This is a genomic window from Mycolicibacterium houstonense, assembly GCF_900078665.2.
Taxonomy (GTDB): Bacteria; Actinomycetota; Actinomycetes; order Mycobacteriales; family Mycobacteriaceae; genus Mycobacterium; species Mycobacterium houstonense.
The window spans coordinates 3,103,099-3,130,084 of sequence record NZ_LT546207.1 but is presented as its reverse complement, the minus strand read 5'-3'; the positions used below and the strand labels follow the sequence as shown (position 1 = coordinate 3,130,084).

Here is a 26,986-nt window from a genome sequence, read left to right as displayed (position 1 = left end):
GAAACAACGCTGCCCGGTCGATAGCATCCCGTCTCGTGGTTGACGTGGCGCGACAGGCCGGACCGGGTTTGCGCGAGCGCAAGAAGCAACGCACCCGGGCGATGTTGATCGAGGCGGCGATCGACCTGTGCGACCGGCAGGGATTCGAGCAGACCACGGTCGAGCAGATCGCGGCTGTCGCCGATGTGTCACCACGCACGTTCAGCCGCTACTTCGCCACCAAGGATGCCGTCGTGCTGGCGTTCGTCGACGAGGTGATCGAGATCGTCGCGGTCGAGCTCGCGGCCCAGCCGGCCGGAATCGGTGATATCGAGGCGTTGTACCGGGCGCATGTGCGGGCGTTCCTCAAGACCAAATCCGCGCCGCCGACGGAGCTCACCGCCGAGCGTCTGCTGGCCTCGGCGCGCATCATCACCTCCTCTCCCGCGCTGATGCAGTCGGCCTCGGAGTTCCGGGCGGACGCGGTCAACGAGGTTCTGTCGCGGCGGATGGGGGTGCCCGGTGATGATCGCCGGCTCAAGCTGACGGCGTTGGTGTGGGGTTCGATCGTGATGACCGCCATCGCTGAGCTGGGATCTCAGCGGGATTGGGCCGGGGTGACGGTGGACGACATCGTCAGTCAGATCGACGCGGCATACGCGGATTTCCTGGAGGTCGTCGCGGGCGTGAAGCAGCCCGCGGGCGCATTGTCGTGACCCGTTGGTAACCCCCCGCGGGCAGTGCTGATCGATTGCGACTACCTTTTGTAGAGCAGTTGTCGGTTCCCAGGACGATGAAGGGATTCCCGTGGCCGAAAACCCGTCGAGTGGGCAGGAGCTTGCCACTCTGAAGTACCCCGGTGGCGAGCTTGATCTGGAGATCGTCCATGCGACCGAGGGCAGTGACGGCATCGCGCTTGGCCCGTTGCTGGCCAAGACCGGCTACACCACGTTCGATGGTGGCTTCGTCAACACCGCGTCCACCAAGTCGGCCATCACCTACATCGACGGCGACGCAGGCATCCTGCGCTACCGGGGCATCCCGATCGAGCAGCTGGCCGAGAACTCGACGTTCATCGAGGTCAGCTACCTGTTGATCTATGGTGAGCTGCCGACGGCCGAGCAGTTGGAGAAGTTCACCACCCAGATCCAGCGGCACACCCTGCTGCACGAGGATCTGAAGCGGTTCTTCGACGGTTTCCCGCGCAACGCGCATCCGATGCCGGTGCTGTCGAGTGCGGTGAACGCGCTGAGCGCCTACTACCAGGATTCGCTGGATCCGCTCGACAACAAGCAGGTGGAGCTGTCGACCATCCGTTTGCTGGCCAAGCTGCCCACGATCGCGGCGTATGCGTACAAGAAGTCCGAGGGGCAGCCGTTCCTGTACCCGGACAACTCGCTGACGCTGGTGGAGAACTTCCTGCGGATGACGTTCGGCTTCCCGGCCGAGCCGTACGAGGTTGATCCGGAGATCGTCCGGGCGCTGGACATGCTGCTGATCCTGCACGCCGATCACGAGCAGAACTGCTCGACCTCGACGGTACGTCTGGTCGGTTCGTCGCAGGCCAACCTGTTCACCTCGATCTCCGGTGGCATCAACGCGTTGTGGGGTCCGCTGCACGGCGGCGCCAACCAGGCGGTGCTGGAGATGCTGGAGAAGATCCGGACCGGCGACGACGATGTGAAGACGTTCGTCAAGAAGGTCAAGAACCGCGAAGACGGCGTGAAGCTGATGGGCTTCGGCCACCGGGTCTACAAGAACTACGATCCGCGTGCCCGCATCGTCAAGGAGCAGGCCGACAAGATCCTGGGCAAGCTGGGCGGCGACGACGAGTTGCTCGACATCGCCAAGCAGCTCGAAGAGATCGCGTTGACCGATGACTTCTTCATCGAGCGCAAGCTGTACCCGAACGTCGATTACTACACCGGCGTGATCTACCGGGCGATGGGCTTCCCGACCCGCATGTTCACCGTGCTGTTCGCGCTGGGCCGGCTGCCCGGGTGGATCGCGCACTGGCGGGAGATGCATTCGGAGCCCAACAAGATCGGCCGCCCGCGCCAGATCTACACCGGCTACACCGAGCGCGCCTACGTCGACATCAACAAGCGCTGAGCGTCCCTCGGCGACCAGACCTAGAACTGCCCCAGAGCTCCGGTTCTGGGGCAGTTCGCTGTTTGTCGACAGGTGGCGGATCAGCGCACGGCAAGCGCGACGCCCCCGGTGAGCGTCAGGAGCTGTTCGTAGGTCAGCGGCATCACCGAATCGGCCGTGCCGGCCGCGGTCCAGATCACCGGGTAGGACGCCAGCGTCTGATCGACGACCGTGCGCAGCGGCGCGGGATGACCGGTGGGGGCCACGCCGCCGATGACCTGTCCGGTCGCGCTGCGCACGAACTTGGGGTCGGCCTTGCGGAGCGCGCTCGCGCCGAGGTGGTCCGCGACGACCCCGGTGTCGATGCGTGCGGCCCCGCTGGCCATCACGAGCAGTGGTGCACCGTCGCATTCGAAGACCAGGCTGTTGGCGATTGCGCCGACTTCGCAGCCGAGTTGTGCGGCCGCGGCTGCGGCGGTCTTGGCATCGGCGGGCAGGATCTGGATGGCCGGCTCGATGCCTGCGGCGGCCACGGCAGCGGCGACTAGGGAGTTCCGTTCGTTCACCTCCGCCATTCTGTCGGATCGGTTGCCGCCGCGCTCGGATTATTTCTCTGGGGGACAACGCCGTTCATCATCGCCGGCCGGACGTCGGCTCGATGTGTGGTGCGGCCGGCTTGCCTGAAGGACGGTTGTAGTTTCACAATAGTTGTGTGAATACAACTGTCGGTCCGCTCGGTGCCCGGCGCAAGGCGATAATCCTCGTCTCGTGTTGCCTGAGCCTGCTGATCGTGTCGATGGACGCCACCATCGTCAACGTCGCGCTGCCGAGCATCCGGGACGACCTGGGCGCCTCGCCGTCCCAGCTGCAGTGGATCGTCGACGTCTACACGCTGGTGCTTGCCTCGCTGTTGCTGCTGGCCGGTGCCACCGGCGATCGGCTGGGCCGCCGGCGGACGTTCCAGCTGGGCCTGACCATCTTCGCGGTGGCCTCGCTGCTGTGCAGCCTCGCGCCGAACATCGAAACCCTGATCGCGGCGCGCCTCCTGCAGGCCATCGGCGGTTCGATGCTGAACCCGGTGGCGATGTCGATCATCACGCAGGTGTTCACCGGCCGGGTCGAACGGGCCCGCGCCATCGGTGTGTGGGGCGGGGTGGTCGGCATCGCAATGGCGCTCGGCCCGATCGTGGGCGGCGCGCTGATCCAGTACGTCGACTGGCGCGCGGTGTTCTGGATCAACCTGCCCATCTGCGTGCTGGCGGTGGTGCTCACCGCGGTGTTCGTCCCGGAATCCAGGTCGGCGACCATGCGGGACCTCGACCCGATCGGCCAAGCCCTGGGGGTGGCCTTCCTGTTCGGTCTCGTCTTCGTGCTCATCGAGGGCCCGGGACTCGGCTGGACCGATCCGCGCACACTGGCCGTCGCGGTGATCGCAGTGCTGGCCCTGCTGGCGTTCCTGCGCTACGAATCACGGCGCCGGGATCCCTTTATCGATCTGAGGTTCTTTCGCAGCGTGCCGTTCGCCTCGGCCACGCTGATTGCGGTCTGTGCGTTCGCGGCCTACGGCGCGTTCCTGTTCATGATGTCGCTGTACCTGCAGACCGAGCGGGGTTACTCCGCGATGCACACCGGATTGCTCTATCTGCCGGTCGCCGTCGGCGCGCTGATCTTCTCGCCGCTGTCGGGTCGGTTGGTGGGCCGGTACGGCAGCCGGCCGTCGCTCCTGGCGGCCGGGGCGACCATCACCGCCGCGACCATCCTGCTGACCCGGCTGACCGCCGACACCCCGGTATGGCAGCTGCTGGTCATGTTCGGGGTGTTCGGCATCGGCTTCTCGATGGTCAATGCCCCGATCACCACCACCGCCGTCAGCGGCATGCCCATCGACCGCGCAGGTGCAGCCTCGGCGGTCGCCTCCACCAGCCGTCAGGTCGGCGTGAGCATCGGTGTGGCCCTGTGTGGTTCGGTGGCCGGATCGGCGCTCGCCGCGGCAGATACGGATTTCGCCGCGGCCGCCCGCCCCCTGTGGTTCGTCTGTGCCGCACTGGGATTGGTGATCTTCACGCTGGGCCTCGTCTCGACGACGCCGTGGGCCCTGCGCTCGGCGCAGAAACTGGCTCCCCTGATCGGTGAGCATCACGTTCCGGAGGTGTCCCGTGTCCGGTGACCGGCAGGAGCTGGCCGATGAGGTGTGGCGGGGATTGACCCGGCTGGTGTTCGACCATCGAGACAGCTGGAAACGTGCGGTCATCGAGGAGAGCGGACTGCCGTTCAGTCGAATCCGGATCCTGCGCCGCCTGGAACGGGCCCCAATGACGGTCAAGCAGTTGGCGCATGCCGCGACGGTGGATGCACCGGCCGCCACCGTCGCGGTCAACGATCTTGAGGAACGCGGGCTCGTGGTGCGCGAGGTCGACCCCGACAACCGGCGCTGCAAGCTGGTGTCGCTCACCGGAACCGGACGCGCGCTGCTGGCACGCATCGACCGGGTCGACGATCCCGCGCCCGATGTGCTGGCCGCACTCGGCGCCGACGATCTCACGACGCTCCGCGAGATCCTGCGCCGGATCGTCTCCCCGTAGCCGCGCCGATCAGCCCTGACCCCACCCGCCCTGCACCATCGTCTGGAATTTCCAGTCGCCGTCGCGCTTGACGAGCAGGTCGCCGTAGCGCACCTGTTGGCTGAACCCGTCGGCGGTGAACGTCGCGTCGGTGATGACGAACACCAGGTTCTCGTTGATGAAATGCGGTGTGCGGGTGGACTCCATCGCGAAGTTGGTGCTCTCGCCCAGCTGCTGGGTCATCTGCGCGACGAATCCGGCGCGATCCACGGCCTCGGCGCTGCCGTCGGTCACCTCGTTGAGCGGGAACATCGCCTCGTCCGCCATGGCTTCGACGTTCTTGTCCAGGGCCAGCGCGTCGTATCGAGCGAACCAGGCCAGCACCGAGTCGACATCGGCTGCGGTGGGGCTGAACTCGGCGGCCTGCGGCATGTTGACCATGTTTCTCCTCGGATGGAAGTATTCTGTACGAAGTACACTGTACATAGTACAGAGAGGGTGTCACGGTGATGGGAAGCGCTGGAAGGGATCGCAGTAGCGCAGGCGATCCGGTGCGCACGCTGGAGCTGCTCTGGCGCGAGCCCGGTCACGGCGGCCGAGGCCGGGGCCCGAAGCAACGCACGACGGTGGACGCGGTGGTAGCCGCCGCCATCCGGATCGCCGATGCCGACGGCCTCGACGCGCTCACCATGCGGGCGGTCGCCCTGGAACTGGGCCTGACCCCGATGGCTACCTACACCTATGTGCCGGGCAAGGCCGAGCTGCTGGACCTGATGGTCGACACCGTCTACCGCCAGATGCCGCGCCACGACCTCACCGGAAAGTCATGGCGGAAAAAGGTTTCCGCCGTCGCCCAGGAGAATCTGGCGATGTTCGACAGCCACCCCTGGCTGACCTACCTGCCCACCACCCGCCCGCCGCTCGGGCCGGGCATGATGGCCAAGTACGACCACGAGTTGAGCGCATTCGATGCTCTCGGACTCACCGACCTCGAGATGGACGGTGCCCTGACGTACGTGCTCGGCTTCGTGAACTCGGTCGCCCGGATCGCCATCGATACGCGCCGGGCCGCGGCCGACAGCGGTCAGAGTGACGGGCAGTGGTGGGAACGGGTCGGCCCGCTGCTGGAGCAGGTGCTCGACGGGGCCAGGTTCCCGCTGGCCTCGCGGGTCGGCACCGCGGCCGGACAGACGTTCGACGCGGCATACAGCGCCACGCACGCCTACGAGTTCGGATTGGCGCGCGTGCTGGACGGTTTGGCCGAGCTGATCGACGGCCGCTGAGCCCGTCAGCTTTCGAGCACGGCCATCGCGGCGTTGTGGCCTCCGATGCCGGAGACCGCGCCGCCGCGCAGCGATCCCGAGCCGCACAACAGGATCCGGTCATGGCCGGTGGCCACGCCCCAGCGTCGCGCCGGGGTATCGAGGGGGTCGTCGTCTTCGGCGAACGGCCACCGCAGCGCGCCGTGGAAGATGTTGCCCGCGGTCATCCCCAGGGCCTGTTCCAGATCGGCGGTGGTCTTGGTCTCGATGCACAGCCGGCCCGAACTGTCCTCCATGAGGACGTCCTGGATCGGCTCGGCCAGAACCGAATTCAACGAATTCAACACCGCCGAGGTCAGGCGATCCCGCATCCGGTCGGGATTCTCCTGGGCCAGTGAGTGTGGCGTGTGCAGGCCGAACACGGTCAAGGTCTGCGCACCCGAGGCGCGCAGTTCCTCCGACAGGATGCTGGGATCGGTCAACGAGTGGCAGTAGATCTCGCACGGCAACGGATCCGGTACCCGCCCGGCGGCGGCAGTGTCGTACGCCGCGGCCAGTTGTCCGAACGTCTCGTTGATGTGGAACGTGCCGCCGAAAGCCTGTTCGGGCGTGACGCTTTCATCCCGCAGTCGGGGAAGCCGGCGCAGCATCAGGTTGACCTTTACCTGCGCGCCGGGAGCGGTCACCGGTGCCGGGTCCCCGAGCAGTTCGGCCAGCACGGCAGGCGTCACGTTCGCCAACACGTGCCCGGCTCGGACCCGCCGTGTCGCCCCGTGCGTCCGGTAGCACACCTCGCCGTCCGGGTCGACGGCGTAAACATCTGCACCGGTGACGATTTCGGCCCCGAACCCGCTTGCGGCGGCGGCCAGGGCCCCGCTCACCGCGCCCATCCCGCCGACCGGGACGTCCCAGTCGCCGGTGCCGCCGCCGATCAGGTGGTAGAGGAAGCACACATTCTGGATCAGCGAAGCATCGTCGATGCCGGCGAACGTACCGATCAGCGCGTCGGTGGCCATCACGCCGCGGACCAGGTCGTGCGATACCGCGGCGGTGATCGCCTCGCCGATTGGCCGTTCGATCAAGGCATCCCAGGCCGCGGCGGTCTCGGTGTCGTCACCGCCCAGCACTGCCCGGCGCATCTCGGTCCGGCTGCGCAGCGGCTGCAGCAGCGTCGGCCAGATCCGGGAGGTGATCAGCCCGCACCGGCGGTAGAACTCGTCGAATCCGGCGGCATCGGCACCCGCGCCGACCGCGTCGAACGTCGACTTCGGTCCGATCAGCAGACCGGCCGCTCCACGAGTGGCCGGATCCGGTGTGTACGACGAGTACCGTCGCCGCGAGAGCCGGATCCGGGCGCCCAGATCGGTGATGATGCGCTGCGGCAGCAGGCTGACCAGATACGAGTAGCGCGACAACCGGGCATCCACGCCGTCGAAGGCATGCGCCGAAACCGCTGCGCCACCTACGTGGTCGAGGCGTTCGAGCACCTGCACCCGGCGTCCCGCCCGGGCCAGGTACGCGGCGGCCACCAGGCCGTTGTGCCCGCCGCCGATGATGACGGCGTCGGCCGTTTCCGTCACGTCACTCCCGCCCGGTCAGCCCCGGTAGCCTTCGACCTCGTCGGCCCCGCGTTTCTGGGCCAGGCCCGGATCCTGTCCGGTGTCACGCAGCGCCCGGCGCTGACGCAACAGGTCCCAGCACTGATCGAGTGCGACTTCCAGCGACCGTAGCCGCTGTTGCTCTTCGGTTTCGTTTATCTCCCGGCGCTGCAGTTTCGACCGTAGCTCCTGCTCTTCGGCAACGAGGCGGTGAACTTCGGCCAGGATGTCCTGATCTTTGGCCACACCACCAGTCTGCCGGACTACCGTTGTTCCGGTGAGCACAAAACCAGAGATCGAGTTTCCGGATGGACCTGCCCCCAGCGAATTGGTGATCAAGGACCTGGTGGTGGGTGACGGCGCCGAGGCCGTGCCCGGCGCCACCGTCGAGGTCCATTACGTGGGTGTCGAATACGACTCCGGTGAGGAGTTCGACAGCTCGTGGAATCGGGGAGAATCCATCGAATTTCCGTTGCGGGGCCTGATTCAGGGCTGGCAGGACGGAATTCCCGGCATGCGGGTGGGCGGTCGCCGCCAACTTGTCATCCCGCCGGCGCAGGCCTACGGACCGGCCGGCTCGGGGCACCGGCTTTCGGGCAAGACGCTGATCTTCGTGATCGATCTGCTCGCCACCCGTTGACGCAACGGTAAGGCCGGGCGGTCTTCCCCGAACCTAACCGTTGAATTCCATTTGCTGCTACCGTCAACCTGTTTCGCTGCTGTTGATAACTGTTCGTCGACTTTCAGGAGTGCCCAAATGTCGGGTTCGGACGAATCTCAGACAATCACAGGCTGGCAAACAGCCTCCAAATTTTATCGACGACCACCAGGTTTGGGTTGGTTGTTGGCGCTGGCGGCAGTTCCATTGTTGCTGGGGCTGATCGGTTGGGGCGGGCTCGACCGCTCGGGCAAGGATGCCGATCTCACGCTTCCCGATATCAACCCCACGGCCACGATGACCGCTCCGGATGTGAATGCCCCGGATGTCAACGCACCTGACGTGAATTTGCCGAACCTTTCGTTCGCGCCGTTGTCGATTTCTCGTAACGGCAACGATTTCACGCTCACCGGTGATCTGCCCGACGCGAATGCCAAGACCGCGCTGCTCGATTGGTTGCGCGGAAAATTCGGCGCGGACGTCAATCTCATCGACAACCTGAATCTGCGGGCCGGCGTGAACACGCCCGATGTCGCGGCGCTGGGGACGGTTTTCGACGCCGCGGGTGAGGGCATTCCGGATTTCAATTTCAAGGTCGACGGTGACACCGTGACGCTGACCGGTACCGCACCGACGGCCGAGGCGCGCGACGCCGTCGAAGCGGCGGTCAAGTCGGCATGGCCGAACATCAAGGTGGTCAACAACATTCAGGTCGGACCCGCCCCGGCTGCTCCCGCGCCCGCGCCGCCGGCCGCTCCGGCCCCGGGTGCGCCGGGAGCTCCCGGAGGTACTCCGGGTCCGTGCGCGGTGCTGCAGGACGACGTGAGTGCACTGCTGCGCACGCCGATCAACTTCAGCACCGACGGGTTCGTGCTCGCTCCGGCGTCGCAGCAGTTGTTGTCGCAGGTCGCCGAGAAGCTCAAGACCTGCGCGGGTGCCAAGGTGGCCGTCATCGGCTACACGGACAGCTCGGGCAATGACGCCATCAACGTCCCGCTGAGCGGCAACCGGGCCAAAGCCGTTGCCGATTACCTGGTTTCGCAGGGCCTGCCGGCCGATCACGTGACCTCGTCCGGTGCCGGGTCGGCCAATCCGATCGCCAGCAATGACACCCCCGAAGGCAAGGCGCAGAACCGCCGCGTCGAGATCACGGTCAACTAGGGAGATTCGACATGGACTTCGTAATCCAATGGTTGTGGTATCTGCTCGCGTTCGTGGTGGGGTCGCTGGTGGCCTGGCTGATTTCCGTGGTCACCGTCAAGCCCACCAGTGAGGAAGAGGCATTCGCCGAACTGCCCGGCTCACGTGAGATTGGAGCACGACGATGAGCGATGTGAACTGGTGGTTGATGGCCCTGGCCTTTGTGCTCGGGCTGGTACTGACGCTCGCCCTGACGCTGCGCCGGGTGAAACGGGAGGTGCCGGTGTACGGGGCCCTGGGCCGTCGTCCCGACACCGGTGGCGACGCGCGCGCCCGGGGTGCCACCGCTGCCGGAACCTCCGCTGCCGGAACCNACGCGTTCCTCCTCGGGCACCCCGACGCCGTCGTCGTCGATCGCGATCTCCACGCCCTCGCGAGAGCTGACCGCCGACAACTGGACCCGGGTGGCGCCGCCGTGTTTCACAGCGTTGGCGATCGCGTTGTCGACGGCGAGGCGTAGGCCGGTCGGCAGCCCGATGATGATCACGGTCGGCGAAGGGGCCAGGGACACTTCGAGATCGGGGTAGACGCGCATGGCGTCGTGGGCGGCACGGTCGAGCAGTTCGGTGATGTCGACGGTGACATGGTCGTCGGTGGTGGTCAGCTCTCCCTGGGCCAGCCGTTCCAATGCGCCGAGGGTGGCCTCGATCCGGGACTGGGTCCGGATGACGTCGTTGACCACTTCCTTGCGTTGGTCGTCGGGCAGGTCGAGGGTCGACAACACCTCCAGGTTGGTCCGCATCGCGGTCAGCGGGGTGCGCAACTCGTGGGCCGAGACCGAGGCGAAGTCGCGGGCCGAGGCCAGCGCGGCCTTGGTGCGGTCCTGCTCCTTCCAGATGCGTTGCAGCATGCCGTTTACCGCGTCGGCGATCTCGACGGCTTCACTGGCGCCCCGTACCTCGACGTCGGGTGCCTCGTCACCCGCCTCGATCTGCCGGGTCTGCTGGGCCAGCCGTTTGAGCGGGCGGACCGCGAACGCGGCCAGCACCCAGCCCAGCACCGTGGCCGCGCCGACCGCGAACACGCAGATGATGATCACCCGCCGGTGCAGGTTGTTGGTGTCGGCGATGGTGGCGTCGTAGGTCGCGCCGACCGCCACCCACATCGGCCCCGGCGCGGGAATCTGCACCGTGCGCACCCGCCACCGGACGCCGTCGATGTAGGTGTCGGCGTAGCCGTCGGGCAGTTCGGGCAGCACGACGTTCGAGTTCGACGAGACGTCCCCGGCCCGGCGCACCGTGATCACGGCGTCCTGGTCGCTGGGGGAGCGGGGGATCTCGCCGAGGCCACGCGGCAGGAACGGGATGGCGAAACCGGCGGCCTCGTCGAGGCGGCGGTCCAGCCGTTCCTTGCGGTCGTTGGTGATGCCGACCCAGACGATGGTGCCGACGATGACGACGACGATCGCGGCACCGATAGCGGTGGCGAACGCGACCCGGGTCCGCAGCGACGGGGTGCGGCGGAAGATCCGGGTCAGCAGGCTCATCTCGCTATTGCGTCCTGAGCACGAATCCGACCCCGCGCACGGTGTGCAGCAGCCGTGGTGCGCCGCCCGCCTCGAGTTTGCGGCGCAGGTAGCCGATGAACACGTCCACCACGTTGGTGTCGGCGGCGAAGTCGTAGCCCCAGACCAGTTCCAGCAACTGTGCGCGGGAGAGCACCGCGGTCTTGTGCTCGGCCAGCACGGCCAGCAGGTCGAACTCGCGCTTGGTCAGGTCCACGTCGACGCCGTTGACCCTGGCGCGTCGGCCCGGGATGTCGACCTCGAGCGGGCCGACCTGGATCGTCTCGGACGAGAAGGTGGCCGAGGCCCCGCGCCTGCGCAGCAGGGCCTTGACCCGGGCCACCAGTTCTTGCAGCACGAACGGCTTGACCAGGTAGTCGTCGGCCCCGGCCTCCAGGCCGGCCACGCGGTCGTCGACGCTGCTGCGGGCGGACAGCACGCACACCGGCACATCGTTGTCCATCGCGCGCAGCGCGGTCACCACGCTCACGCCGTCGAGCACGGGCATGTTGATGTCGAGCACGATCGCGTCGGGACGGGTCTCGGTGGCGCTGCGCAGCGCCTCGGCCCCGTCCACGGCCGTCGATACGGTGAACCCGGACAGCCGCAGCCCCCGTTCCAGCGAGGCGAGCACGTCGGGGTCGTCGTCTACGACGAGGACCCGGGGCGAGGCCATGCCACCGGTAGCGCTATCCATGACCGCCATCTTGCCCGATGACGGGCGGCGAATCGCGCAGGCACCCGGGAAGTCTTTGACCTCAATAATTGTTCAGGTTTTACCGTGAGGCTCATGAGCATGGAATCGGTGGCCGCGCAGGCGCTGTACCGGCAGACCCACGCCCGCGAGGGCGACCTGCGCGCTCTGGCCGACCGGCGGCTGTTGTCCCGGATCTGGCGGTTCGCCGCGCGCCATCACCGCAGGTTGGGCTGGTTCGTCGCGGTCAGCGTGGTCAGTGCGCTGTTGACGGTGACGACGCCGGTGCTGGCCGGCCGGGTGGTCGACGCGATCACCCACGGCGGCCCGGTGTCGGCGGTGGTGCTGTTGGCGGTGATGATCGCCGCGATCGCGGTCGCCGAGGCCGCGGTGGCCCTGCTGACCCGGTGGCTGTCGTCGAACATCGGTGAGGGGCTGATCCTGGATCTGCGCACCGCGGTGTTCGACCATGTGCAGCGCATGCCGGTGGCCTTCTTCACCCGCACCCGCACCGGGGCGCTGGTGAGCCGGCTCGGCAACGACGTGATCGGCGCCCAGCGCGCGTTCTCCGACACGTTGTCGGGCATCGTCGCCAACCTGGTGACCCTGACCCTGACGCTCGTGGTGATGCTCAGCATCTCGTGGCAGATCACCCTGGTGTCGCTGGCGCTGCTGCCGGTGTTCGTGTTGCCCGCGCGTCGCATCGGGTCCCGCATGGCCGGGTTGTCCCGTGAGGCAGCGGCACACAACGCCACGATGAACACTCAGATGACCGAACGGTTCTCGGCCCCGGGCGCCACTCTGGTCAAACTGTTCGGCAGCCCGGAGGCCGAATCCGGCGAGTTCGCGGTGCGCGCTGACCGGGTGCGTGACATCGGCGTGCGGACGGCGATGTTGCAGTCGACGTTCATGAACTCGCTGACGCTGATGTCGGCACTCGCGCTGGCCCTGGTGTACGGGCTGGGCGGGGTGCTGGCGATCGGCGGGCAGTTGCAGGCCGGTGCGGTGGTGTCATTGGCGTTGCTGCTGACCAGGCTGTACGCGCCGCTGACGGCTTTGGCCAACGCGCGGGTCGAGATCGCCAGTGCGCTGGTGTCGTTCGAGCGGGTTTTCGAGGTGCTGGACCTGGTGCCGCTGATCGTCGAGGAACCCGACGCCGTGACGGTGCCGGCCGGCCCGGTCGAGATCGAATTCGACAATGTCCACTTCTCGTATCCCTCGGCGGACAAGGTGTCGCTCGCGTCCCTGGAAGAGGTCGCGACGCTGGATGACCGAGGTGGCGACGAGGTATTGCACGGGATCTCGTTCACCGCGCGGCCCGGTCAGATGGTGGCCCTCGTTGGTTCGTCGGGAGCCGGGAAGTCGACGATCGCCTCGCTGCTGGCCCGGCTCTACGACGTCGACTCCGGCTCGATCACGCTCAACGGGACCGACGTGCGTGACGTGACGTTCGCGTCGCTCAAGGACACCGTCGGCATGGTGACGCAGGACGGGCACCTGTTCCATGAGTCGATCCGCGCCAACCTGCTGCTGGCCGCGCCGGAAGCCGGCGAGGACCAGCTGTGGGAGGCGCTGCGCCGGGCCCGGTTGGACGACGTGGTCGCCGCGATGCCCGACGGCCTGGACACGGTTGTCGGTGAGCGTGGATACCGTCTGTCCGGAGGACAGCGGCAGCGGTTGACCATCGCGCGCCTGCTGTTGGGACGATCGCGGGTGGTGGTGCTCGATGAGGCGACGGCGTCGCTGGACTCGGCCTCGGAGGCCGCCGTGCAGCACGCGCTCGGCGAGGCNCCGAGCTGTACGACACCCAATTCGCCGACGCGGCCGCGTGAGGTTAATCGCTTGCTTGTGATGGGAAGATTGATCCAGTGAGCCAATCCGCGATCGCCCCATCTCCGAAGCGGGTTCGGACCAGTTCAGATCTGTGGCGGCTGTTGCCCTATCTGTTGCCGTACCGAGCGCGCTGGATCGTGATGGTCGTGGTCGCGGTGGCCAGTCTGGCCGCCACGGTAGCCATTCCGTTGATGACCAAGGCCGTCATCGACGGTCCGGTGCGGCACCAGGATCAGCACGGCTTGTGGGTTCTGGGTTCGGCGGCGGTGGCCGTCGGCATCTCCGAGGCGGTGCTGTGGTTCATCCGGCGGTGGCTGGTGGCCCGCGCCACCATGGGCGTCGAGGCCGACATTCGCAAGGATCTCTACGCCCGGCTGCAGATCCTGCCGATGAGCTTCCACGGCCGCTGGCAGTCCGGCCAGCTGCTGTCCCGCGTGATGAACGATCTCTCCACCATCCGCCGGTTCCTGTCCTTCGGCCTGGTGTTCCTGATCCTCAACACCCTGCAGATCGTCGTCGTGACGTCGATCCTGCTGGCCATGTACTGGCCGCTGGGTGTGGTCGTGGTGGTATCGATCGTGCCCATCGCGGCCACCGTGTTGCACTTCGAGCGGGAGTACACCCGGTTGTCGCGGCTGGCCCAGGACCAGACCGGCCATGTCGCGACCCACGTCGAGGAAGCGGCGCTGGGCCTGCGGGTGGTCAAGGCGTTCGGCCGGGAGGACTACGTGTTCGACCGGTTCGACGAGCAGGCCTCGCAGCTGTACGACACGCAGGTCGCCAGGGTCGGCGTCTCGGCGAAGTTCTGGACCCTACTGGAGGTCATCCCCAACCTGACGTTGATCGTGGTGCTGGGTTTCGGTGCCTACGCGGCGGGCCATGGCCAGGTCACCATGGGCACCCTGGTCGCGTTCATCACCATGATGTTGTCGCTGGTGTGGCCGATCGCCTCTTTGGGGTTCCTGTTGTCGATGACGCAGGAGTCGTTCACCGCGGCCAACCGCATCGCCGAGATCTTCGACGCGCCGATCGACATCGCCGACGGTCCGGTGTCGCAGGCGCCCCGCGGCGGCCGGCTGGAGTTGCGTGATGTGGGCTTCAAGTTCCCCGACGCCGACCCTGAGGACTGGGCCCTGCGCCATATCGACCTCGTCGTGGAGCCCGGTGAGACGGTCGCGTTGGTCGGCGCGACCGGATCGGGCAAATCGGTACTGGCCGCGTTGTTCTCGCGGCTCTATGACGTGACCGAGGGCCAGATCCTCATCGATGGCCGCGACATCCGGGAGCTGAGCCTGCCGGTGCTGCGCCAGACCGTGGCCACGGCGTTCGAGGACCCGACGCTGTTCTCGATGTCGGTTGCCGAGAACCTGCGGCTGGGCCGCGCCGATGCCACCGACGAGCAGTTGGACCAGGCCATCGGGATCGCGGCCGCGCAGTTCGTCTACGACCTGCCGTTCGGCCTGGACACCCGCATCGGGGAACAGGGTATGAGCCTGTCCGGTGGTCAGCGCCAACGCCTTTCGCTGGCCCGGGCGATTCTGGCCGCACCGAAGATCCTGGTGCTCGACGACACGTTGTCGGCGCTGGACGTGCACACCGAGGCCGTCGTGACCGAGGCGCTGGGCCGCGTCCTCGACGAGGTCACCGGCGTCATCGTGGCCCACCGCGCGTCGACGGTGCTGTTGGCCGACAAGGTCGCGCTGCTGCAGGACGGCACCATCACCCACGTCGGGACCCACGCCCAACTGCTCGCGCAGGTGCCGCAGTACCGCTACCTGCTGGCCGCCGACGATCAGCTCGACGACGCCTGCGAGCGCAGCTGTGAGTGGGAGGACGAGGAGGAACTGGGCCGGTTGCAGCGTGGGCACGTCGAACGCACGGCCATCGATGAAGCAGGCGAGCCACCGCATCTGCGTGCGGAGGTGCAGCGGCGATGACCGTGACAGATTGGCGCGGGCAGGTCACCGACGACGAGACGGACGGCGGCCCGTCCGCGAACTCCGAGCTTCCGATCGACGAAAGCCTGCCGCGGCGCCGGGAGGCCCGGGCGCTGCTCGGGTCGCTGCTGCGTCCGTACCGGTGGACGGTCGCGGTGCTGGCCCTGGTCGTCATCGTGGAAAACGTTGCCCGGCTCTCGGTTCCGATCCTGGTGCAGCGCGGCATCGACCGCGGCATCCCGCCGATCCTCGAGGACGGCCCGGCCCGGGAGCTGATGCTCATCGTCGGCGCGCTGTGCGTGGTGGTGATCGTGCAGGCGATCAGCCGGATGTTCTTCCTGCGCCGCTCCGGGCGGGTCGGCCAGCGGGTGCTGCTGGAATTGCGCCGCCGGGTGTTCCGGCATTTCGGCCGTCTCGATGTGGCGTTCCACGACCGCTACACGTCGGGCCGGGTGGTCAGCCGGTCCACAAACGACGTCGAGGCCATCCAGGACATGCTGGAGACCGGGTTCGACAGCCTGATCACCGCGGTCCTGACGTTGTTCGGCACGGCGATCCTGCTGGTGGCGCTGGACTGGCGGTTGGGCCTGATGTGCCTGGCGGCATTCCCGGTGCTGGTCGCCCTGGTGTGGTGGTTCCGCAACGAGTCGGCCAAGACCTACCGGCTGGTTCGCGAGAGCGCCGCACTGGTGATCGTGCAGTTCGTCGAGACGATGACCGGGATCAAGGCCGTTCAGGCCTATCGGCGGGAGCCGCGCAATCAGGAGATCTTCGACGACGTCGCAGACGGCTACCGGGCGATCAACGAGAAGACCTTCAAGCTGCTCGCCATCTTCATGCCCGGGGTCAAACTGGTCGGCAACCTGACCACCGGCGTGGTGTTGCTCTACGGCGGCTATCGGGTGCTGAACGGGGAGATGACCATCGGCACGCTGGCCGCGTTCCTGCTGTATCTGCGGATGTTCTTCGAGCCGATGCAGGAGATCTCGCAGTTCTTCAACACCTTCCAATCCGCGTCCTCAGCCCTGGAGAAGCTGGCCGGGGTGCTGGCGCAGCAGCCGGGTATCGCCGACCCGGAACAGCCGGTGCCGCTGCCGGAACCGAAGGGCGACATCGGGTTCCACGATGTGCGGTTCGAGTACACGCCCGGTCGCCCGGTCCTGCCGGGCCTCGAGCTCGCGGTGCCGGCCGGCCAGACGGTGGCCCTGGTCGGCACCACCGGGGCGGGCAAGACCACCATCGCCAAGCTGATCGCCCGGTTCTACGACCCCACCGCCGGGTCCGTGACCCTGGACGGCGTGGACCTGCGCGCGCTCGACCAGTCCGAACTGCGCCGCCACGTCGTGATGGTCACCCAGGAGAACTTCATGTTCTCCGGAACGGTGGCCGACAACATCCGGTTCGGCCGGCCCGACGCCACCGACGCGCAGGTGCGCGCGGGCGCGACGGCGGTNNGCGACGGCGGTCGGCGCCGACCGGTTCATCGAGACGTTGCCCGACGGATACGACACCGACGTCGCCAAGCGCGGCGGCCGGCTCTCGGCCGGGCAGCGTCAGCTGGTGGCGTTCGCCCGGGCGTTCCTGGCGGATCCGGCCGTGCTGATCCTGGACGAGGCGACCTCCTCGCTCGACATCCCGAGCGAGCGCATGGTGCAGCGGGCGTTGGAGACCGTGCTGGCCGACCGCACCGCGCTGGTGATCGCGCACCGGCTCTCGACGGTGCAGATCGCCGATCGGGTGCTGGTGCTCGAGCATGGACGCATCGTCGAGGACGGGGCACCGTCCGATCTCATCGGCCGCACCGAAGGCGCCTATGCGGCGCTGCACCGTGCCTGGGTCGATTCGCTGGCCTAAGCGCCGTACCTGGCGAGCGGGAGCGAGCTACAGCTTCTCGATATCGGGAAGCGCCCAGGTCTTGTCGAACAGCGCCGGCTTCGGCCCGTAGAGCCGGAACAGCACCTCGAACTGGCCACCGGGCGCCGTCGGAATCCAGTTGGACTGCTTGTCTTCCGAAACGGACGGGGCAAAGTAGACGTCGACGGAGCCGTCGGGGTTCGTCACGAGGTCTGGCCGGTGGGATGACCGGCTGGCGTACGGCTGGTCCCGGATCAGGGCATGGGTGGCGCGGTCGTACACCGTCGCCGACCAGTACAGCGAGACCGGCGCGTCGGCGGGTACGCGCAGCCGATAGGTGGCGGCACCGTCGAACGGCCGGCCGTCGGCGTCGGCGATCGTCATGACGTAGAACTGGCCCTGGCCAAGGTGTTTGGCGCTGAAGTAGATGAACGAGTACAGCAGGCCGCGGTCGTCGACGGGATAGCTGACCGGATCGGCGAATCCGCTCTGCATGCCCTGCACCACCTCCGGCGACGCCGGCACGGCCCAGTGTGTTCCGTCGAAGTACGGCACGGCGAAGAAACGCGGATAGTTGGTTTCGAGCCAGTTGTGTGCTTCCGCCACGGCCGCCTCGAGCACCGTTTTCAGCTCGGCGCTCGGTTCGAACAGCTTGCCCTGTTCGATGCCGATCGACTTCAGCACCGAGATCATCACCCGGTCCCGCTGTAGCCACGGCTCGCGCTGGACGAACTGATCGAGCAGTTCGAAGAACCGGATGTCGTAGGGAATCGTGTTGTCGTACACCAAATCCACGGCGTCGATGAAGCCGGTGGCCTCGGGCCCGGAGAGCGGGTAGATCTTGATCCGTTGTCCGTATTCGGCGGCGGTGGCCACGTCGGCGTCGTCGCTCGATGCGATGTTGGACCGCAGCGCCCCGAATCCGGTGTACGTCGCCGACGGCAGGGGGATGAAGCCGCCGGGAACCTCGCCGTCGAAATCCGGCGGCAGGATCAGGTACTTGCCGCCGACGCCCTTGTCGAGGCCTGCGGGGCCGACGTCCTCGAGCGCCTCCTGCCAGCCGTTGTCCACCGACCCGGTGATCGAACCGCCTTCAGCGGGCGGGATTTCGAGCACCACCGGGCCGGCCACGGTGTTGTAGAACGGGAAGAAGTACAGGGTGTCCGGATTCGGGGTCAGCGTCTGGTTCTTCCAGTCGAACAGCCGCGACCAGAACACCACCTGGTTGTCGCCCGCGCCGAGCCCGGCCGCAGCCTCACGCAGCAGCTCGAAGTTGACGGCGGGCATCCCCCAGATCACGGCCTGCACCGCACGGGAGCGCACCAAAGGGTCCATGCCCCCCGACGCTAGTACCTCAGCGCACGGTGTCGAAGAACTTCGTCACGTCCTCGACGAACAGGTCCGGCTGCTCGAAGGCGGCGAAGTGCCCGCCCCGCGGCATCGTCGTGTAATGGGTGACGTTATAGCCGGTTTCGCACCAGCTGCGGGGCGCGCGCAGGATCTCCATCGGGAACGACGCGATGCCCGTGGGCAGGCTGACGTATTCACCACCGCCGCCCCAGGTGTCGTGGCTCTCCCAGTACAGCCGAGCCGACGACGCCGCCGATGCGGTGGCCCAGTAGAGCATCACGTTGTCGAGCATCTCGTCTTTGGACACCACGTTCTCGGGGTTTCCGTCGCAGTCCATCCATGACCAGAACTTCTCCACGATCCACGCCAGCTGACCGACGGGGGAATCCACCAGGCCGTACCCGAGCGTCTGCGGCCGGGTCGACTGTTGCTTCATGTAGCCCGAATCCCACTTGCGGTAGTAGTCGATCCGGGCCAGGGCCTTCTGCAGGTCCTCGGTCATCTCGCCGATGCCGTCGGCGGGCGGCCCGGCGATCGGCATGTTGACGTGGATGCCCACGCAGGAGCCGACGTTGCGGCCGATCTGCGTCGTCACCGCGGCACCCCAGTCGCCGCCCTGCGCGCCGTAGCGGTCGTAGCCGAGCCGGGTCGTCATCAGGGTGTCCCAGGCCTGCGCGATCTTGTCGACGCCCCAGCCGGTGGTGGTCGGCTTACCGGAGAACCCGTAGCCGGGTAGTGAGGGGCACACCACGTCGAACCCGGCCTCGGTCAGCGGCTCGATCACCTTGTGGAATTCGACGATGGACCCGGGCCAGCCGTGGGTGATCAGCAGCGGGAAGGCATCCTCGCGTCCGGATCGCTGGTGGATGAAATGAATGTCCAGCCCGTCGATCTCGGTGGTGAAGTGGTCGAAGCGATTGAGTGCGGCCTCACGGGCTCGCCAGTCGTAGTCGTTGGCCCAGTAGCTGGCGAGGTCCTTGGTGTAGTCCAGTGGGATGCCCTGGGTCCAGTCCTCCACGCACTCCGCCTCGGGCCATCGGGTTCGGTTCAGTCGCGTCTTGAGGTCGTCGAGGTCGGCGTCGGAGACTGCGATGCGGAACGGTGTGATCTGGGCCATGGCTCCCAATCTGCCAGAGGTCAGGGGATCTGCCGCAGCCGCCTGGCCTTGGACACCGCCTCGTGGCGATTGCGGGCCCCGAGTTTTGCCGCCGCGCTGCGCAGATAGCTCTTCACGGTCTCCGGCTTCAGCGAAAGCCGTTCGGCAGCTTCGGCATTGGTGCACCCCAGCGCGACCTGGGCGAGGACGTCAACCTCGCGGCTGGTCAACGGCGCGCTGGCCGGCGGGTCGCCGCGCAGCGCCACCGCCAACCGGTCGGCGAGCTCNCGCAGCTCGGCGCGCACCGCGTCGGCGTCGCGGGGCCTGAGCAACGAGGGGCGCATGGGCGGGTACCCACTTTCGGGGGTAGCGGTCGGTGAGTGTGACGTAGAGCATAACGGTCATGAATTCCGTCGCGAGCAACACAGACCGCTACCGCGGTGCCCGTGACCAGCTGGTCGCCACCATCGCGGATTACGAGAAGGCCGTCGAGGGGTTCGCCTGGCCCCAGCTGGACGGCACCTTCAACTGGGCCACCGACTGGTTCGACGCGATCGCCCGCAACAACGACCGCACGGCGCTGTGGATCGTCGAGGAGGACGGCGCCGAGCAGAAGCTGAGCTTTGCCGAGATGGCCGATCGTTCCGACCGGGTCGCGACCTGGCTGGCCGGCCTCGGGGTGGGCAAGGGCGACCGCGTCATCCTCATGCTCGGCAACCAGGTCGAGCTCTGGGAGGCCATGCTGGCCATCGCCAAGCTCGGCGCGGTCATCATGCCGACCACCGGCGCGCTGGGGCCCGCGGACCTGTCCGACCGGATCACCCGCGGTGGGGCCCGCTTCGTCATCGCCAATGCGGCGGACGCGGCCAAGTTCGACGAGGTGCCGGGGCCCTACACCCGCATCGCGGTCGGTGCCGCGCCCTCCGGCTGGCACCGCTACGCCGACGGCTACGAGGTGCAGCCGCGCCGATTCGAGGCCTGCACCACGGTCGACGACCCGATGCTCATCTATTTCACCTCCGGGACCACCAGCAAGCCCAAGCTGGTCGAGCACTCGCAGGTGAGCTATCCCGTCGGGCATCTGACCACGATGGCCTGGATCGGGGTGCGGCCCGGTGATGTGCACCTGGCGATCAGCTCGCCCGGTTGGGCCAAGCACGCCTGGAGTTGCTTCTTCGCGCCGTGGATCGCCGAGGCGACGATCTTCGTCTACAACTACGCGCGCTTCGATGCGGCGGCCCTGCTCACGCAACTGCGCCGTGCCGGCGTCAACACGTTCTGTGCGCCGCCGACCGTCTGGCGGATGTTGATCCAGTCCGACCTCGGTGCGCGGCCCGAGGGACTGCGCGAGATCCTGGGTGCCGGTGAGCCGCTCAACCCCGACGTGATCGCCCAGGTCGAGAAGGCCTGGGGGTTGACGATCCGCGACGGGTTCGGACAGACCGAGACCACGCTGCAGGTGGGCAACACCCCGGGACAGCCGGTCAAGCCCGGCTCGATGGGACGGCCGATGCCCGGTGTCCCGGTGGTGCTGGTGGATCCGATCTCCGGGGAACTGGCCGACGAGGGCGAGATCTGCCTGGATCTGGCGGCGCATCCGCGCAACCTGATGACCGGCTATCTCGGTGACCCGCAGCGCAACGAGGCCGTGATGGCCGGTGGCTACTACCACACCGGCGACGTGGCGAGCCGCGACGCGGACGGGTACATCACCTACATCGGCCGCACCGACGACGTGTTCAAGTCCAGCGATTACAAGGTGTCGCCGTTCGAGTTGGAGAGCGTGCTGATCGAGCATCCGGCGGTGGTCGAGGCCGCGGTGGTGCCGCAGCCCGACGACACCCGGTTGGCGGTGCCCAAGGCGTACGTGGCGCTGGCCGAAGGCTGGGATGCCAACGCCGACACCGCGAAAGACGTCATGGCCTATGCCCGTGACCACCTCGCGCCGTACCTGAAGGTGCGCCGGGTCGAGTTCTTCGAGCTGCCCAAGACCATCTCGGGCAAGATCCGCCGTGTCGAACTGCGCAAGCGCGAGGACGCGGCTCACGAAGCGGGCGAACCGATCTCCACCGAATTCCGATACGAGGATTTACTGGGATGAAGTCGTACGACGCCGGCCCCACCGATGTACCCGTGCTCGAGGAGACCATCGGGGCCAACTTCGAGCGCATGGTGGCCGCCCAGCCGGACGCCGAGGCGTTGGTCGAGGTGGCCACGGGTCGCCGCTGGACCTATGCCGAACTCGACGCCGAGGTCGACACCGTGGCGCGGGGGCTGATGGCCTCGGGCGTGGACAAGGGCGACCGGGTCGGCATCTGGGCGCCGAACTGCGCCGAGTGGGTGATGCTGCAGCTGGCGATGGCCAAGGTCGGCGCGATCCTGGTGAACATCAACCCGGCGTACCGCACCCATGAGCTGGCCTACGTGCTGCGGCAGTCGCAGGTGCGAATGCTGGTGTCGGCCACTGCGTTCAAGACCTCCGACTACGTGACGATGGTGGCCGAGGTGCGGCAGGACTGCCCGGCGCTGAAAGACGTCATCTTCCTCGGGACCCTCGACTGGGACCGGTTGCGCACCGAGCAGGTCGGCGACGATCGGCTGCGCGCGCGAAGCGCCGAACTGTCCAACACCGACCCGATCAACATCCAATACACCTCGGGGACAACCGGTTTCCCCAAGGGGGCGACGCTGAGCCACCGCAACATCCTCAACAACGGGTTCTTCGTCGGCGGCCTGATCAATTTCGGCCGCGGTGATCGGGTGTGCGTCCCGGTGCCGTTTTACCACTGCTTCGGCATGGTGATGGGCAATCTCGGGGCACTGACCCACGGCTCGACGATCGTGATCCCCGCGCCCGGGTTCGACCCCGGGATCACTCTGGCCGCAGTCGAATCCGAGCGGTGCACCGCACTCTACGGCGTGCCGACGATGTTCATCGCCATGCTGGGACATCCCGATTTCGCCCAGTTCGACCTGTCCACGCTGCGCACCGGGATCATGGCGGGCTCGGTCTGCCCGGTCGAGGTGATGAAGCGGGTGGTGGCCGATATGCACATGGCCGAGGTGGCGATCTGTTACGGCATGACCGAGACATCACCGGTGTCCTGCCAGACTCTGGTCGACGACGATCTGGAACGTCGCACCGCCACGATCGGACGGGCCCATCCGCACATCGAGGTCAAGATCGTCGACCCGGACACCGGGGAGACCGTCGAGCGCGGGCAGCCCGGCGAATTCTGCACTCGCGGGTACTCGGTGATGGTGGGCTATTGGAACGAGCCGGCGAAAACTTCCGAGGCCATCGACGCCGAGGGCTGGATGCACACCGGGGATCTCGCGGTGATGCGGGCGGACGGCTACTGCACGGTGGTCGGCCGGATCAAGGACATGGTGATCCGCGGCGGCGAGAACGTGTACCCCCGCGAGATCGAGGAGTTTCTCTACACCCATCCCGACATCGACGACGCCCAGGTGATCGGCGTTCCCGATGAGCGCTTCGGCGAGGAGATCTGCGCCTGGATCCGGATGAAACCCGGCCGGGCTCCCCTCGATGCCGATGCGGTGCGGGCGTACGCCACCGACAAGCTCGCCCACTACAAGATTCCGCGCTACGTGCTCGTGGTGGACGAGTTCCCGATGACGGTCACCGGCAAGATCCGCAAGGTCGACATGCGCGACGAGAGCGTCAAGCTGCTCGGTCTGGAGGGCGCTTAGCGGCCCGGCGGATCAGCCCCAGCGGCTGATCACATCCCGCACCGGCTGCCGGGTGGCCAGGGCGGCCATCATCAACACCCGCGCCTGGCTCGGCCGCAGGCTGGGCACCATCACGGCGCCGGCCTTGACCATGTCGTCGCCCGGACCGTATTCGGCGATGACCTCCCCGGTCGGGACGCGGGAGGAGATCCCGAAGGCCACCCCGGCCGGAGCGTGCCGGCGCACCGCGTCCACCACGCCCTCGCCGGCGTTGCCGGATCCCAGTGCCTCCACCACGATTCCGCGCGCGCCCGCCGCCACCGCGGCATCGATCGGTCCAGCGCCGTCGCCCGGGTAGGCCGCGACGATGTCCACCCGTGGTGCGGTGGCGGCCGGCACGTCGCCGATGAACGGGCGCTTCGCGGGGTGGTCGAGCGTGAAGGTGTCGTCGGCCACCGATCCGATGGGTGGCGTGCCGCCGAATGCCTTGAGGTCCTGGGTGGTGGTCTTGTGGGTGCCCAGGGCCTGGAACGTGTCACCGGCGAACATGATCAGCACGCCCTGGTCGCGGGCGGCGGGGCTGGACGCGACGGTGATCGCGTCGCGCAGGTTGGTCGGCCCGTCGGCGTCCGGGGCGTCGGAACTGCGCTGCGCGCCGGTCAGCACGATCGGTGCCGGCCCGTTGTACGTGACGTCGAGCCACATCGCGGTGTCTTCCATGGTGTCGGTGCCATGGGTGATCACCACGCCGGTGGCGCCGTCCGCCACCGCCTTCTTGGCCGCCGTGCCGATCGCGTCCCAGTCCCGCGGCGTCAGCTGGGAACTGTCCTTCTTCATCACGTCCACCACCTCGACGTCGAGACCTTCCGCCAGCTCCGCTCCGCCGACCGTCGGGCGGCGCACGCCGTTGGCGTCGGTGCTGGTCGCGATGGTCCCGCCGGTGGTGATCACCACGACGCGGCCCGATGCGGCATCACCATTCGCCGGTCCGGTGGTGTTCGTCGCGGTGTCCGTCGACGTCGGGTTGCTCGAACATGCCGCAGTCATCGCGATCGTCAGCAGAAGGGTGCCCATCATCCGTCGCGACCGGGCTGGGCGGGCTGCGAAGTTGGTCATACGGCTGACGGTACGTCGGCAGGCGAACCGGCACCGCCGTTTCCCGCTCATGAGTGGCGGCACCGAATGTCGCCTCGTGGTCGAGATCCGGCCGATTTTTCGCACACAAGCCGACGTTCAGCCCGCGCTCACGCCAGCAGCGGGCCCAATCGCGTTGCACAGTCCCGCAATACGGGGATCTGCCGCTCCAGCAGTTGCTCCTGATCGGCCCGCCCGGACATCGCGACGGCCGCCACCAGTGCCCCGGCCGGTGAGCGGACGGGCACCGCCACACACGCCGATTCCTCGCNCCATCGCGGCCCCCGCGTATCCGACCAGCACCGACCAGCCGGTCGCGATGCCCGGAATCGGCCCCAGTCCCTTCACGGTATAGCTGTAGAGCCCGCTGACCCCGACCATCCGGGTGGAGAACTGGGACACGCAGTAGCCGACCGCGGTCATCAGCAGCGCGGTCACTAGGAACACGCCCAGCGTCGCGCCGCCGGCCGCGGGCATGACCAGCGCGGGCAGGGTCACCATGACCGCCGACGGTGCGACGGCCGAGACGGACTGACCCAACACCTGGGCGAACGAGAGCTGGCCGCGCCGGAGCCCCGAGACCGGCGAACTGCTCCTCATCCCTGCACGAGGACCTGGTTGCCGTCTCACCCGTCGCAACGTAGCCGATCGCGGGCCACTCCGACAGCGCAAACCCAGGAAATTCTTCAAATGAGAATCCGGGTTCTTCGGCATCCCGGTAACTCGACGTCTGGGGCGGTCGACCGGGCATTTCCCGATGGCTCGAATGAGAATCGCGACCCTTTTCAAATGAGAATGGAAAACGGCGAAATACCCATTCGAAATAAGTGGTGACGCGCACCACATCGAGGCGTAAGTATGACGTCCATGACATCCGTTCTCAGCTCAGAACTGGACCCACGCACCGTCGAATTCACCGCCGCGCCGCGGCGCATGTTCGTCGACGGCCAATGGGTCGACGCGTTGTCCGGACGTCGGTTCGACACCGTCGACCCCGCCACCGAGCAGGTCATCACCACGGTCCCGCACAGCGGCCCCGAGGACGTCGACCGCGCCGTNCAGCTTGCCCACGGCGCACGCATGCAGATGATGGTTGAGCACGGATTCCTCTGCGGGCGGCGGGTATTCGTCGTCGGATTCGGCCAGTCGCACCGAGGTGTTGGTGAAGTAGAACAGGTGCACGCCGAAGCGCACCGACAGCCGCAGCTCGGCCAACGTCTCGCGGGCCGCCGTGCACACCGTCGGTGCGACCGCGGCGTCGATCAACACGCCCATGCGCGGTCCGAGGGAGAACCCGGACAGGTCGGGCAGCCGAACGATATAGCCGTCGGCGACAAGAAGATTCAGCAGCCGGTAGGTGGTGGCCGACGGCATGGCGAGCCGTTCGGCGATTTCCTTCGCGGTCACGCCGACGCCGGCCAGCGCCACGGCTTCGAGCACCCGCAGTGCACTCTGGACGGCCTTGGGCTGGCGGCCGGACAGCGCGCCGTCGGCGGGACTCATCGACGCACCTCCCAGGGGTTGTAGTCGGCGAACACGTCGCCCGCGACGGTTTCGTCGAAGACGCCGACCCGCTCGGCGAGATCGGGGATCGTACGGCGCCGAATGGCGAAAATCCCGAAGCCCGTTGCCAACAGCACAGCGTAGACGGCCGTGGCGATCCACACCGGCGATTCGACGGTCAGCGCGGCCCACCCGATGATCGCGATCATCATCGCAGCCGTGGCGGGTCCGATCACCAACGGTATCCAGGTGAGTTCGCCGATGCGCCGCAGGAACGCCGGAGTGGCCAGGCACACCAGCAGATAGGCACCGATGTATCCGTGCGCGGACACCGCGAGCAGTCCGACGAGCACCTCGCGGCTGGAGCCCACGACAAACAGGTACCCCACCGGCACCGCGACGATGATCGGCATCGTGAGGCACAGCGCCACGTGCGGCGTGCGGAAGGTCTGGTGTGCCCGCCCGAACCGTTCCGGGACGACGCCTTCGCGTCCCATCGCGAACAGCGTCCGTGACAGCGCCGTGGCCGAGCCGATCACACACGCGAACCATGAAGCGGTGATGCCCATTTCCATCAGGATCGACAATGCGACGGACGCCGTGCCTGCCGATTCCGGCAGCCTCAGCACGATGGGTGTCGAGCCGATTCCGGCCCGGATGCTGCCGCTGGACTGCATGGCCACGGCGAAGACGTAGAGCACCCCCAGTGCCAGCGGCGTCCAGCGAATCGCCCGGGTGACGGTGATGAAGGGTCGCTGCGCCTCTCTGGCGACCGTGGACGCACTCTCGAATCCGACGTAGGACGTGATGGCCAGCAGCAACGCGAAGCCGAGCGCCGAATGAGGTTCGGGGCCAGCTGCTTTCGGTGGGTCATGGCCTCCGGCCATCGCTTCGGAGAAGACGATCACCAGGACGGCCGCGGCGGCCGCGATCGCGAACACCTCGACGGTCAGCGAGGTTCGGGCCGACAGCCGGACGCCGCGCACCATGAGCAGCAGCGCCACCGCACCGACCAGTACGGCCAGCAGCGCGGCGGCCA

General features: G+C 67.4%; 20 protein-coding genes and 7 pseudogenes. 14 read left to right on the top strand and 13 right to left on the bottom strand.

The window, feature by feature from the left end:
- Positions 1-35: 35 nt before the first annotated feature.
- Positions 36-695, top strand: coding sequence for a TetR family transcriptional regulator (locus tag BN4332_RS15795; protein WP_084459290.1), 660 nt, complete (start codon positions 36-38; stop codon positions 693-695).
- 91 nt (positions 696-786) lie between these two features.
- Entirely contained in the window at positions 787-2,091 is a 1,305-nt protein-coding gene (locus BN4332_RS15790) for a citrate synthase (RefSeq protein ID WP_074133084.1), read from the top strand.
- A gap of 80 nt (positions 2,092-2,171) precedes the next feature.
- Here BN4332_RS15790 and BN4332_RS15785 read toward each other — a convergent pair whose 3' ends face one another.
- Positions 2,172-2,645, bottom strand: a complete 474-nt coding sequence (locus tag BN4332_RS15785) for a YbaK/EbsC family protein (RefSeq protein ID WP_066899498.1) — start codon at positions 2,643-2,645, stop codon at positions 2,172-2,174.
- 137 nt (positions 2,646-2,782) lie between these two features.
- On the opposite strand from BN4332_RS15785, the gene BN4332_RS15780 reads away from it, so the two are divergent.
- Entirely contained in the window at positions 2,783-4,237 is a 1,455-nt protein-coding gene (locus BN4332_RS15780; protein WP_066899497.1) for an MFS transporter, read from the top strand.
- Positions 4,227-4,652: a MarR family winged helix-turn-helix transcriptional regulator gene (locus BN4332_RS15775; protein ID WP_066899495.1), complete on the top strand. Its 426-nt coding sequence runs from the start codon at positions 4,227-4,229 to the stop codon at positions 4,650-4,652. The genes BN4332_RS15780 and BN4332_RS15775 overlap by 11 nt, the downstream gene beginning before the upstream one ends.
- A 9-nt stretch (positions 4,653-4,661) precedes the next feature.
- Here BN4332_RS15775 and BN4332_RS15770 read toward each other — a convergent pair whose 3' ends face one another.
- Positions 4,662-5,072: a hypothetical protein gene (locus BN4332_RS15770; RefSeq protein ID WP_066899493.1), complete on the bottom strand. Its 411-nt coding sequence runs from the start codon at positions 5,070-5,072 to the stop codon at positions 4,662-4,664.
- Positions 5,073-5,140: 68 nt separating this feature from the next.
- On the opposite strand from BN4332_RS15770, the gene BN4332_RS15765 reads away from it, so the two are divergent.
- Entirely contained in the window at positions 5,141-5,914 is a 774-nt protein-coding gene (locus BN4332_RS15765; RefSeq protein ID WP_066899491.1) for a TetR/AcrR family transcriptional regulator C-terminal domain-containing protein, read from the top strand.
- A 5-nt stretch (positions 5,915-5,919) separates the two neighbouring features.
- Here BN4332_RS15765 and BN4332_RS15760 read toward each other — a convergent pair whose 3' ends face one another.
- Positions 5,920-7,473 (bottom strand): phytoene desaturase family protein, encoded by a 1,554-nt coding sequence (locus BN4332_RS15760; protein ID WP_066899489.1) that lies wholly within the window; start codon positions 7,471-7,473, stop codon positions 5,920-5,922.
- A gap of 15 nt (positions 7,474-7,488) precedes the next feature.
- Positions 7,489-7,737, bottom strand: coding sequence for a DUF2630 family protein (locus BN4332_RS15755; RefSeq protein ID WP_066899487.1), 249 nt, complete (start codon positions 7,735-7,737; stop codon positions 7,489-7,491).
- A gap of 31 nt (positions 7,738-7,768) precedes the next feature.
- On the opposite strand from BN4332_RS15755, the gene BN4332_RS15750 reads away from it, so the two are divergent.
- The 3 genes from BN4332_RS15750 (at position 7,769) to arfB (ending at position 9,477) form a co-directional block, all read left to right on the top strand.
- Positions 7,769-8,131: an FKBP-type peptidyl-prolyl cis-trans isomerase gene (locus tag BN4332_RS15750; protein WP_066899485.1), complete on the top strand. Its 363-nt coding sequence runs from the start codon at positions 7,769-7,771 to the stop codon at positions 8,129-8,131.
- A 117-nt stretch (positions 8,132-8,248) separates the two neighbouring features.
- The gene (arfA, locus tag BN4332_RS15745; protein WP_074133083.1) at positions 8,249-9,310 is read left to right on the top strand and encodes a channel-forming protein ArfA/OmpATb; all 1,062 of its coding nucleotides are present in this window, start codon (positions 8,249-8,251) and stop codon (positions 9,308-9,310) included.
- Positions 9,311-9,321: 11 nt separating this feature from the next.
- The gene (arfB, locus tag BN4332_RS35500) at positions 9,322-9,477 is read left to right on the top strand and encodes a channel accessory protein ArfB (RefSeq protein ID WP_029110268.1); all 156 of its coding nucleotides are present in this window, start codon (positions 9,322-9,324) and stop codon (positions 9,475-9,477) included.
- Between the two features lie 155 nt (positions 9,478-9,632).
- Here the strand turns inward: arfB and BN4332_RS15735 are convergent.
- Both BN4332_RS15735 and prrA read right to left on the bottom strand, forming a co-directional pair.
- A pseudogene (locus BN4332_RS15735) lies at positions 9,633-10,835 on the bottom strand (HAMP domain-containing protein); the annotation flags it as partial.
- 4 nt (positions 10,836-10,839) lie between these two features.
- Positions 10,840-11,550 (bottom strand): two-component system response regulator PrrA, encoded by a 711-nt coding sequence (gene prrA / locus BN4332_RS15730; protein WP_003884623.1) that lies wholly within the window; start codon positions 11,548-11,550, stop codon positions 10,840-10,842.
- 93 nt (positions 11,551-11,643) lie between these two features.
- Here prrA and BN4332_RS15725 point away from each other — a divergent pair.
- The 3 genes and pseudogenes from BN4332_RS15725 to BN4332_RS15715 form a co-directional block, all read left to right on the top strand.
- Positions 11,644-13,335 (top strand): annotated as a pseudogene (locus tag BN4332_RS15725) (ABC transporter ATP-binding protein); the annotation flags it as partial.
- 80 nt (positions 13,336-13,415) lie between these two features.
- Entirely contained in the window at positions 13,416-15,317 is a 1,902-nt protein-coding gene (locus BN4332_RS15720; protein WP_200820305.1) for an ABC transporter ATP-binding protein, read from the top strand.
- A pseudogene (locus tag BN4332_RS15715) lies at positions 15,314-17,171 on the top strand (ABC transporter ATP-binding protein). Before BN4332_RS15720 ends, BN4332_RS15715 begins: the two are co-directional and overlap by 4 nt.
- A 27-nt stretch (positions 17,172-17,198) precedes the next feature.
- Here BN4332_RS15715 and BN4332_RS15710 read toward each other — a convergent pair.
- The 3 genes and pseudogenes from BN4332_RS15710 to BN4332_RS15700 form a co-directional block, all read right to left on the bottom strand.
- Entirely contained in the window at positions 17,199-18,506 is a 1,308-nt protein-coding gene (locus BN4332_RS15710) for a DUF1254 domain-containing protein (RefSeq protein ID WP_066899482.1), read from the bottom strand.
- Positions 18,507-18,525: 19 nt separating this feature from the next.
- On the bottom strand, positions 18,526-19,638 hold the full coding sequence (locus BN4332_RS15705; RefSeq protein WP_066899480.1) for an epoxide hydrolase family protein: 1,113 nt from the start codon (positions 19,636-19,638) through the stop codon (positions 18,526-18,528).
- A gap of 20 nt (positions 19,639-19,658) precedes the next feature.
- Positions 19,659-19,916 (bottom strand): annotated as a pseudogene (locus tag BN4332_RS15700) (response regulator transcription factor); the annotation flags it as partial.
- 104 nt (positions 19,917-20,020) lie between these two features.
- Between BN4332_RS15700 and BN4332_RS15695 the strand changes: the two are divergent.
- Together BN4332_RS15695 and BN4332_RS15690 are read left to right on the top strand one after the other, a co-directional pair.
- Complete coding sequence (locus tag BN4332_RS15695) at positions 20,021-21,718, top strand: AMP-binding protein (RefSeq protein WP_066899476.1); 1,698 nt, start codon at positions 20,021-20,023, stop codon at positions 21,716-21,718.
- Complete coding sequence (locus BN4332_RS15690; RefSeq protein ID WP_066899474.1) at positions 21,715-23,331, top strand: AMP-binding protein; 1,617 nt, start codon at positions 21,715-21,717, stop codon at positions 23,329-23,331. Before BN4332_RS15695 ends, BN4332_RS15690 begins: the two co-directional genes overlap by 4 nt.
- 12 nt (positions 23,332-23,343) lie before the next feature.
- On the opposite strand, the gene BN4332_RS15685 is transcribed toward BN4332_RS15690, so the two are convergent.
- Complete coding sequence (locus BN4332_RS15685) at positions 23,344-24,426, bottom strand: asparaginase (RefSeq protein WP_084459288.1); 1,083 nt, start codon at positions 24,424-24,426, stop codon at positions 23,344-23,346.
- Between the two features lie 243 nt (positions 24,427-24,669).
- Positions 24,670-25,044: pseudogene (locus tag BN4332_RS15675) on the bottom strand (amino acid transporter); the annotation flags it as partial.
- A gap of 267 nt (positions 25,045-25,311) precedes the next feature.
- Between BN4332_RS15675 and BN4332_RS35495 the strand changes: the two are divergent.
- Positions 25,312-25,521, top strand: a pseudogene (locus tag BN4332_RS35495) (aldehyde dehydrogenase family protein); the annotation flags it as partial.
- Here BN4332_RS35495 and BN4332_RS15670 read toward each other — a convergent pair.
- Positions 25,504-25,947 (bottom strand): annotated as a pseudogene (locus BN4332_RS15670) (helix-turn-helix domain-containing protein); the annotation flags it as partial. The pseudogenes BN4332_RS35495 and BN4332_RS15670 overlap by 18 nt on opposite strands.
- The coding region (locus BN4332_RS15665; protein ID WP_066899470.1) for an APC family permease at positions 25,944-26,986 on the bottom strand (1,043 nt) is incomplete at its 5' end. The pseudogene BN4332_RS15670 and the gene BN4332_RS15665, both read right to left, overlap by 4 nt.

What these genes read in the sequence shown, in the direction of transcription:
- BN4332_RS15785 (WP_066899498.1), bottom strand. Translation starts at nt 2,645, where the DNA reads ATGGCGGAGGTGAACGAACGGAACTCCCTAGTCGCCGCTGCCGTGGCC.
- BN4332_RS15770 (WP_066899493.1), bottom strand. Translation starts at nt 5,072, where the DNA reads ATGGTCAACATGCCGCAGGCCGCCGAGTTCAGCCCCACCGCAGCCGAT.
- BN4332_RS15765 (WP_066899491.1), top strand. Translation starts at nt 5,141, where the DNA reads ATGGGAAGCGCTGGAAGGGATCGCAGTAGCGCAGGCGATCCGGTGCGC.
- arfA (WP_074133083.1), top strand. Translation starts at nt 8,249, where the DNA reads ATGTCGGGTTCGGACGAATCTCAGACAATCACAGGCTGGCAAACAGCC.
- arfB (WP_029110268.1), top strand. Translation starts at nt 9,322, where the DNA reads ATGGACTTCGTAATCCAATGGTTGTGGTATCTGCTCGCGTTCGTGGTG.
- prrA (WP_003884623.1), bottom strand. Translation starts at nt 11,550, where the DNA reads ATGGATAGCGCTACCGGTGGCATGGCCTCGCCCCGGGTCCTCGTCGTA.
- BN4332_RS15710 (WP_066899482.1), bottom strand. Translation starts at nt 18,506, where the DNA reads ATGGACCCTTTGGTGCGCTCCCGTGCGGTGCAGGCCGTGATCTGGGGG.
- BN4332_RS15705 (WP_066899480.1), bottom strand. Translation starts at nt 19,638, where the DNA reads ATGGCCCAGATCACACCGTTCCGCATCGCAGTCTCCGACGCCGACCTC.
- BN4332_RS15695 (WP_066899476.1), top strand. Translation starts at nt 20,021, where the DNA reads ATGAATTCCGTCGCGAGCAACACAGACCGCTACCGCGGTGCCCGTGAC.
- BN4332_RS15690 (WP_066899474.1), top strand. Translation starts at nt 21,715, where the DNA reads ATGAAGTCGTACGACGCCGGCCCCACCGATGTACCCGTGCTCGAGGAG.
- BN4332_RS15685 (WP_084459288.1), bottom strand. Translation starts at nt 24,426, where the DNA reads ATGACCAACTTCGCAGCCCGCCCAGCCCGGTCGCGACGGATGATGGGC.